10 protein-coding genes are annotated in these 7791 nt (G+C 58.4%); all 10 read left to right on the top strand.

Annotation, left to right across the window (positions count from 1 at the left end; genetic code table 11):
- On the top strand, nucleotides 1–502 hold a 502-nt coding region (locus tag NNN71_RS22610), incomplete at its 5' end, for a hypothetical protein (protein ID WP_271459386.1).
- A 67-nt stretch (nucleotides 503–569) separates the two neighbouring features.
- Nucleotides 570–878, top strand: a complete 309-nt coding sequence (locus tag NNN71_RS22605) for an integrative conjugative element protein, RAQPRD family (RefSeq protein ID WP_271459385.1) — start codon at nucleotides 570–572, stop codon at nucleotides 876–878.
- Complete coding sequence (locus NNN71_RS22600) at nucleotides 871–1104, top strand: TIGR03758 family integrating conjugative element protein (RefSeq protein WP_032670664.1); 234 nt, start codon at nucleotides 871–873, stop codon at nucleotides 1102–1104. The genes NNN71_RS22605 and NNN71_RS22600 overlap by 8 nt, the downstream gene beginning before the upstream one ends.
- A gap of 9 nt (nucleotides 1105–1113) precedes the next feature.
- Complete coding sequence (locus tag NNN71_RS22595; RefSeq protein ID WP_271459384.1) at nucleotides 1114–1431, top strand: TIGR03745 family integrating conjugative element membrane protein; 318 nt, start codon at nucleotides 1114–1116, stop codon at nucleotides 1429–1431.
- A gap of 1 nt (nucleotide 1432) precedes the next feature.
- Nucleotides 1433–1786, top strand: coding sequence for a TIGR03750 family conjugal transfer protein (locus NNN71_RS22590; protein ID WP_271459383.1), 354 nt, complete (start codon nucleotides 1433–1435; stop codon nucleotides 1784–1786).
- Nucleotides 1783–2442, top strand: coding sequence for a PFL_4703 family integrating conjugative element protein (locus NNN71_RS22585; RefSeq protein WP_271459382.1), 660 nt, complete (start codon nucleotides 1783–1785; stop codon nucleotides 2440–2442). Before NNN71_RS22590 ends, NNN71_RS22585 begins: the two co-directional genes overlap by 4 nt.
- Nucleotides 2439–3206, top strand: a complete 768-nt coding sequence (locus NNN71_RS22580; RefSeq protein ID WP_271459381.1) for a TIGR03749 family integrating conjugative element protein — start codon at nucleotides 2439–2441, stop codon at nucleotides 3204–3206. The genes NNN71_RS22585 and NNN71_RS22580 overlap by 4 nt, the downstream gene beginning before the upstream one ends.
- Nucleotides 3203–4498 (top strand): TIGR03752 family integrating conjugative element protein, encoded by a 1296-nt coding sequence (locus NNN71_RS22575; RefSeq protein WP_271459380.1) that lies wholly within the window; start codon nucleotides 3203–3205, stop codon nucleotides 4496–4498. Before NNN71_RS22580 ends, NNN71_RS22575 begins: the two co-directional genes overlap by 4 nt.
- Entirely contained in the window at nucleotides 4495–4854 is a 360-nt protein-coding gene (locus NNN71_RS22570; RefSeq protein ID WP_271459379.1) for a TIGR03751 family conjugal transfer lipoprotein, read from the top strand. Before NNN71_RS22575 ends, NNN71_RS22570 begins: the two co-directional genes overlap by 4 nt.
- Entirely contained in the window at nucleotides 4851–7490 is a 2640-nt protein-coding gene (locus tag NNN71_RS22565) for a conjugative transfer ATPase (RefSeq protein WP_271459378.1), read from the top strand. The genes NNN71_RS22570 and NNN71_RS22565 overlap by 4 nt, the downstream gene beginning before the upstream one ends.
- The last annotated feature ends 301 nt before the right edge of the window (nucleotides 7491–7791 follow it).

The raw sequence follows: 7791 nt of genomic DNA, 5'->3' as shown, positions 1-7791 counted from the left end.
ATTATGGGGAGGTGCAATTTTTCTTCCTGTAGCACTGGTTGTACTCAGTTTACTTTTCAGGCCCATACCTAATTTGATTATAAACATGGCAATGAATATGTCAGGAATTGCTGACTGGCGCCAACATCAATACTACATAGATAAAGAGAAATACCCACATGGCATGTTCAATGGTCAGCTATGGAATACCAGATACTATAAAAATATCCCTGACCGTTTTTTCATAACTGGTATAAACATATTTTCATTCGCAAATATAAAACTCATTTGCCCAACAAAAATTACCCAAGCAAGAGTTGACAGCTTAAAGGACAGCCTATTAGACACAAAGGAACACGATATTAAAGTTGAGATTTTACAGAAAACAGCAATGTCATGCATTCCTTTCCATAAGGATGATGTGCATTCCTGGGACTCCCCTGTCCCCGAACCAGTTTACTATGAAAAAGTAAAAGTCACGCCAGATGATTCACCAATTAAAATTCTCCATATGTTGAAATGATTTTCTAGCAGAATAGTATCATCCGCTCTCCTAACCTGACCCCATGCCAGAAAAAAGGAGAGCGGCCATGCAAACCCAGACAGCATTATTACTATTAATTCTACCATTCTCCACACTGGTGAGCGCCTCCCCGGAATCCACCCAACTCGCCCTCGCGCTGAAGCAACTCGACGGCATAAAAACCTCGCTGGAGCGCGCCCAAACGAGTGCCAGCACGGATCCGCAGTCACGCTACTTCTTCGACTACTTACAGGCGCAGCAGGACATTTCTGCCGTTGAACAGGGCATCCGCCGCTACCTTAGCCCGGCGAGAGCGCAGCCGCGCGCCGTCCAGCCCCTGAGCGCCAGCTACCAGCGGGAGCATCCCGATGACTGACTCCCAACTCGCCGCCTTCCAGGCCGCCAGCCTGAGCAAACCGGAAACCGTCAGCCTGCTGGTGCTCGGACTTTTTACCAGCGTCCTGTTGCTGTGGTGCGCCTGGACGCTGCTGGTCGCCTGGCAGGGCGTCTGTCGCCAGCGCCTGAGCTGGCAGAGTTTTGGCGCGGTGGCGGCCCGTTCACTATTACTGGTTCTGGTCAGTTTCTGGCTGGTCCTGAGCTGAGGAGGCATCATGCGCTGGGTTCTGTTACTGCTGTTCGCCACATTTAACGCCCTCGCCGACCTGCCGACGATGGAAGATCCGTCGCGCGGCCAGGGCCAAGGCATTATGGAGACGCTGCAAAACTACGGTTTTGATATTGTGGTGCTGCTGGCGCTGGCCATCTGCGCCGTCGGTTTTCTGGTGGTGGCGAACAACTGCATTGCTACTTACTCCGAGATCCAGAGCGGGCGCAAACAGTGGAAAGATTTGGGCTCGATGGCGGGCGTCGGCAGCATTCTGCTGGTGGTCATCATCTGGCTGCTCAACCAGGCTTCGGACGTCCTGTAATATGACGACTATCCCCTTTCTCCCCGACCGCCTCAACCGCGAGCCAGTGGTCTGGCGCGGCCTGACCACCAGCGAGCTGTTTCTGGCGCTGACAAGCGGTCTTGGGGGTGGCTGTGCGCTCGGCATTCTGCTGGCCCTGATAACCCACTACTGGCCGTTGATCCCCAGTTCAGCGCTGGCAGGTGCGGCATTACTGATTCAGGGCGGCGGACGCATCCTGGCCCGCGCCAAACGTGGCAAGCCCGATAGCTGGCTACCGCAGGCGATTCTTGCCTGGCTGGAACGTCATCATCTTCGCGGCGCACAACTGGTGCAGCACAGTACCGTATGGGTAGTGCGCAGGAGTCCGCGATGAGCCGGTTTCGCCACGCGCTGGCTGAGCGCGATAACCATATCCTTACGCTGCGGGCGGTGATTGTTCTGCTGTGCCTGTGTCTTACGGGCGTCGGCTACGGCTGGTACAGCGCGCCGCAAAAGCTTACCCTCTGGTTCCCCCCGGACCTGCGCAGCGGCAGCACCCGCCCGTGGTGGGAAGTGCCGCCCGCCAGCGTCTACGCATTCACCTTTTATATCTTCCAGCAACTTAACCGCTGGCCGGATAACGGCGAGGAGGACTATTCCCGCAACCTTCGTTCGCTACGCGCCTACCTGACGCCCGCCTGCCACACCCGGCTGGAGCACGATTTCCAGGTCCGGCACAACGGTGGTGAGCTGCGCGAGCGCTCGCGCGGCGTGTATGAATTGCCCGGCCACGGTTACAGCAGCCTGGTGCATGACGGCGATAAACGCCCCGTTCCGCGCGTTGAGACCTTAAGCCGGGATGCCTGGCGGGTGACACTTGATGTAGCGGTTGAGGAGTATTACCAGAACGAGCCGGTGAAAAAAGCACTGGTGCGCTACCCGTTGCAGGTGGTGCGTTACGCCATTGATGCGGAGAAAAATCCGTGGGGACTGGCGATCGACTGCACCGACGCCGCACCGCAGCGTCTGGTGACGGAGGAAACCCCATGAAACCCATCCTCCTGGCTTTGCTGTTGAGTTTTCCGGCCTTCGCCACGGAAGTGGTGCAGTGGGAAAACATCCTACTGCCCGTCACGCTGCATATCGGGCAGGAGCGGATTGTCGATATGGGTAAATCGGTGCGCATCGGCTATCCCGCCACGCTGGAAGGTAAAGTACGCCTGCAAAGCGCGGGCGGAAAGGTCTTCCTGCTGGCAAATACGGCGTTCCCGTCCACCCGCATTCAACTACGAGATACCGGCAGCGGCGAGCTGATCCTGCTGGATATTCAGGCCACCCAGGGCACTTCGCCACTTGAACCCGTGCAAATTAGCTACGCCCCGCAGACGCCTGCCACAGCAAAAACGTCCGTCCCGGTGACAGCCTCAACCGAGCCCCTGCCCATTCTGCTGGTACGCTATGCCGCACAGAACCTGTATGCGCCGCTGCGCACTGTTGAAGCTCTGCCAGGCGTCACGCCTGCCCCCGTCCGGCTGGCGAAACGCATCACCACCTTATTGCCGCAGCAGCCTGTTACCGCCATCCCGCTGGCGTCATGGCAGGTTAACGCCACCACCGTCACCGCCATCCGCCTCCAAAACCAGAGCGGACAGCGCATCACGCTCGATCCGCGCGAACTTCAGGGGCAGTTCACCGCCGCCGCGTTCCAGCATGACTGGCTCGGCCCACGTGGTCTGGCAGAAGATACCACCGTGGTATACCTGGTGACGGAAGGCCCGGTTTCGCGCGCCCTGCTGCCGGAGCCGAAACCATGATGCCGCGCCAGAGCCTCCTGCTGAAAATCCTGCTACCTGTGATTATGCTGGTAACGGTATGGCTGCTGTTGCGCCCGGCAGGCAAAAGTACGCCGGAGAAATCTCCATCCCGCACAGTGGCAGCGTTAACGCCGCAGGAACTGCGCGATCTGGGCATCGATGGCGACACGCCTGCCGATACCGTCGCCACGCTGGTCGGCCAGATGAAGCAGTACCGCCGCGAACTCCAGTCAATCCAGAGCGATAATGAAAGCCAGCAGGCGCGCGAAAAGCGGCTGAAAGCCCAGCAGGCGACGCTGGTATCAGAGTTACGCGGCGATATGCGCAGACAGCAGGATCAGATGCGCGATGAGTTGCTGAAAAGCCAGCGTGGGTTGCTGGATAAGCTCGACCGCCTGATGGCGAAACGCCCGGACGATATCCCGCCCGGTCTGGGACTGACACCTGGTGAACTGCCCGCAGACGTACAACCGGATATCCGCTGGCTGGAGCCGCTGGATGCGCCCCCGCCCGTGGATGAAAAGCTGCTGCGCGTCCCCCTGAAAGCGGCGGACAAGCCGCCACCTAAACCTGATGTGAAGGTCTACACCCTGCCGCAGAACGCCACGCTGACCGGATCGGTGGCGATGACGGCGCTGATTGGCCGCGTACCGCTTAACGGCACCGTCAGCGATCCCTACCCGTTCAAGCTGCTGATTGGCGAGGACAATCTCACCGCCAACGGCATCGAACTGCCGGATGTGGCGGGCGCAGTGGTCTCCGGTATCGCCTCCGGCGACTGGACGCTCTCCTGCGTGCGCGGGCAAATCACTTCCATGACCTTTGTGTTTCACGACGGCACCATCCGCACCGTCCCACAGGGCGGCAAATCTGGTAACAAACAGCAGGAGATCGGCTGGCTTTCGGATAACCAGGGGCTGCCGTGTATTCCCGGCGAGCGCAAAAGCAATGCGAAGGAGTACCTGACCTCGCAGTTCCTGCTGGCGGGTTCCGGTGCGGCGGCGCAGGCCTTCGCCAACGGCGAAAGCACCACCGTGGTCGAGGACGGCAGCATCACCAGCGCAGTGACGGGCAACAACGGTCAGTACGTGCTCGGCCAGGCCATCGGCGGCGGATTAAAAGAGACCGCCGACTGGATGAAACAGCACTACGGCCAGATGTTCGACGCGGTGTATGTGCCGCCGGGCCACAAGGTGGCGGTGCATCTCACCGAACCGCTGGCTATCGACTACGAGCCGGAAGGCCGCCAGGTGAAACACCAGCAGGCCAGCACGCCGGGAGGTCTGGAATGATACGCGCCATATTAACGTTGCTGTTTTTACTGGCCGGGTGCAGCACCTCGCAGGAGGAACTGATGCCGGTCGATCTCGACGCCAGTATGCTCACCCTGTGGCAGCAGCAAAGCGGCGGCAGCGCGGCCCTGCTGGATGCCCGCGCCCAACTGCGCCGCCCGCCGGATGGTCCGGTGGCGCAACCTGATGCGAACACCATTCGCAGCCAGTTTCCGCACCTGCCCAACCCGGATATGGTGTTGTACGTTCTCCCACACCTCAATGGCAACACGCCGGTGCCCAGCTACAGCACCGTGTTCCCCTTCTATACCCGCCCGCAGTATGCATTGCCGGGCGAACGCCTGACTCCACCATGAATGAACGTCGCGGCCTGACCGAACAGGCGCTGAATACCAGCTACCGCAAAGGCCCGTCGTTTGTGGACTGGCTGCCGTGGGTGGAATTTTTGCCGAAGTCACAGACGCTACTGCTGGAGGATGGCCGCTCGGTAGGTGCCGTATTTGAGCTAAATCCCGTTGGCACCGAAGGTCGCTCGACGGCGTTTCTGGAACAGGTCCGCGATACCGTCACTGACGCATTGCAGGATGCCTTTGATGAGCACGAACGTGCGCCGTGGGTAGTGCAGTTTTTCTGCCAGGATGAGGACGACAGCGAGGCATGGCTGGAGACGCTGGCCGCCTACGCCGCACCGGAAATCTGCGATTCCTCCTTTACCCGCGAATGGCTCACGCAGATGACAAACCATATGGCGAATCTCACCCGCGATGAGGGGCTGTTTCTCGATAACACCGTCACCCGTACCCGCTGGCGGGCGACGTGGCGGCGCACGCGGATGGTGGTGTACCGCTGGCTTCCTGGACTCTCACCGGATGAACCTTCCCCGGAAGAGACCCTGAACCATATCTGCGAACGGCTCACCGCCGGGCTGAAAGCTGCTGGTATCAGCGCTATCCGCCAGAATGAGCAGGACATTCATCGCTGGCTGGTGCGCTGGTTTAACCCTGCGCCACCCGTTGAGGATAAAAAAGCCTTCTGGCGACAACTGGATTTACCGGAAGCAGAATCCCTGCCCGTCATCACCGACTTCGCCGAACGTCTACTGGTGAGTGAACCGCGCTCGGATGCGGAAAACGGCGTCTGGTGGCTGGATAATCGTCCGCATAAAGTGGTGGTGGTTGACCGCCTGCGCAAAGCGCCGCCACCCGGCCTGCTGACCGGAGAAACCGCACGCGGCGACGGGATCAACGCCCTGTTCGACCTGCTGCCTGCGGGAACCATCATGAACCTGACCGTAGTGATGTATCCGCAGGACAAGCTGGAGCAGCATATCAGCCACCTCGCCGACCGGGCGATTGGCGACAATACCGATTCGGAATACACCCGCCGCGACTGCAGCGAGGTGCGCAGCTACCTGAAGGACGGCCATAAGCTCTACCGCAGCACGCTGGCGTTTTACCTGCATGCACCCGACACCGATACCCTGTTTCGCCAGCAGCGCCAGTTGCACAGCCTGTTGCTTAACGCCGGTCTGGTACCCGTACAGGGGCAGCATGAAGTGGCCCCCTTAAGCCACTGGTTACGCTGGCTGCCGATGTGCTTCGATCCCCTGCGCGATCCGCGTGGGCTGTATACCCGGCTCAATTTCGTCCAGCATATCGCTGGGTTACTGCCGGTTTACGGACGAGAAACCGGTACCGGGAATCCGGGGATTTGCTACTTCAACCGCGGCGGGGGACCGCTGTGCTTCGATCCGCTGAATAAGCAGGATCGTGCCCAGAACGGCCATCTGCTGCTGCTCGGCCCGACCGGGGCGGGGAAGTCCGCCACGCTGAACGCGAAAATCGCGCAACTGATGGCGCTGCACCGCCCGCGACTGTTTATCATCGAGGCCGGAAACTCATTTGGCCTGATGGCCGACTACGCCGCCGCCCACGGCCTGACGGTGAACAAAATCAGCCTGCGTCCCGGTTCCGGCGTCACCCTGCCCCTGTTCAGTGACGCGTGGCGACTGGTGGAACAGGCGGTCACCGACGCTGAACCTCCGGAGGATGAAGAGAGCGAGGGCGACGACCAGCGCGACGTGCTGGGCGAAATGGAGATCACCGCCCGGCTGATGATCACCGGAGGCGAAGCGAAAGAAGATGCGCGCCTCACCCGACCTGACCGGGCGATGATCCGCCAAGCGATTATCGCTGCTGCGCAGACTTGTTATCAGGAAAAACGACAGACGCTGACCCAGGATATCCGTGACGCTCTTTTTGCCCTTTCCAGAGATACCAGCCTGCCGGAAGCCCGCCGCCAGCGGGCGTATGAAATGGCGGAATCCATCAACCTGTTCTGTGCCGGGTTTGAAGGCGAGCTGTTTAACCGCGAAGGCACGATGTGGCCGGAGGCGGATATCACCTTGGTAGACCTCGCTACTTTCGCTCGCGAAGGTTATGAGGCACAGCTTGCCATTAGCTATATCTCTCTGATTAACCATATTAATAACCTCGGCGAGCGCGACCAGCATCTGGCGCGGCCCATCGTTAACATCACCGATGAAGCGCATATCATTACCGTTAACCCGCTGCTGGCGCGCTTTCTGACCAAGGGCTCGAAGATGTGGCGTAAGCTTGGCATCTGGCTGTGGCTCGCCACGCAGAACCTGGCGGATTTTCCCGATGAAGCGAAGAAACTGCTCAATATGATCGAGTGGTGGGAATTGCTGGTGATGCCGCCGGAAGAGATTGATCAGGTGTGCCGGTTTAAGGCGCTGACGGAGGATCAACGGCAACTGCTGCGCTCGGCGGCGAAGTCACCGGGGCAATATACCGAGGGAGTGGTGCTCTCACCTCGCGTGGAGGCGCTGTTTCGGGTAGTGCCGCCCGCACTGTATCTGGCGCTGGCAATGACCGAGAAGCATGAAAAGGCCGAGCGGATGCGGATTATGCGGGAGATGGGATGTAGTGAGGTGGAGGCGGCTAGGCATATAATGTCACTCAATAGATAACGCTCGATTGTTTCTGAATATCATTTAATATTTTCATCATGTGTACAATATATTTCACCTATCTTTAAAATGACAACTATGTGACCTTAATAACTTTACCTATGAGCTTTTTTGTAGATAATACACTTCACATCAAATAAAGTAATAAAGTCTATGAAAAGAAAATTAAAAAAGAACACAAGATTTATAGATGCAACCGAACTGACGCTTGAAGAATGGCTTGATATGATTTCGGTTGATCGAAGGGAGCGAGATTATGATATAATGGATTTTCAATTCCCAACCACCAAACATTTAGAAG

It is taken from the genome of Kluyvera sp. Awk 3 (assembly GCF_028069715.1).
GTDB lineage: Bacteria > Pseudomonadota > Gammaproteobacteria > Enterobacterales > Enterobacteriaceae > Kluyvera > Kluyvera georgiana_A.
Note: the sequence above shows the minus strand (reverse complement) of the source record. Positions and strands in the feature narration are given on the sequence as shown.

Coding starts and splice junctions, on each gene's coding strand:
- NNN71_RS22605 (WP_271459385.1), top strand. CDS start 570: ATGCAAACCCAGACAGCATTATTACTATTAATTCTACCATTCTCCACA.
- NNN71_RS22600 (WP_032670664.1), top strand. CDS start 871: ATGACTGACTCCCAACTCGCCGCCTTCCAGGCCGCCAGCCTGAGCAAA.
- NNN71_RS22595 (WP_271459384.1), top strand. CDS start 1,114: ATGCGCTGGGTTCTGTTACTGCTGTTCGCCACATTTAACGCCCTCGCC.
- NNN71_RS22590 (WP_271459383.1), top strand. CDS start 1,433: ATGACGACTATCCCCTTTCTCCCCGACCGCCTCAACCGCGAGCCAGTG.
- NNN71_RS22585 (WP_271459382.1), top strand. CDS start 1,783: ATGAGCCGGTTTCGCCACGCGCTGGCTGAGCGCGATAACCATATCCTT.
- NNN71_RS22580 (WP_271459381.1), top strand. CDS start 2,439: ATGAAACCCATCCTCCTGGCTTTGCTGTTGAGTTTTCCGGCCTTCGCC.
- NNN71_RS22575 (WP_271459380.1), top strand. CDS start 3,203: ATGATGCCGCGCCAGAGCCTCCTGCTGAAAATCCTGCTACCTGTGATT.
- NNN71_RS22570 (WP_271459379.1), top strand. CDS start 4,495: ATGATACGCGCCATATTAACGTTGCTGTTTTTACTGGCCGGGTGCAGC.
- NNN71_RS22565 (WP_271459378.1), top strand. CDS start 4,851: ATGAATGAACGTCGCGGCCTGACCGAACAGGCGCTGAATACCAGCTAC.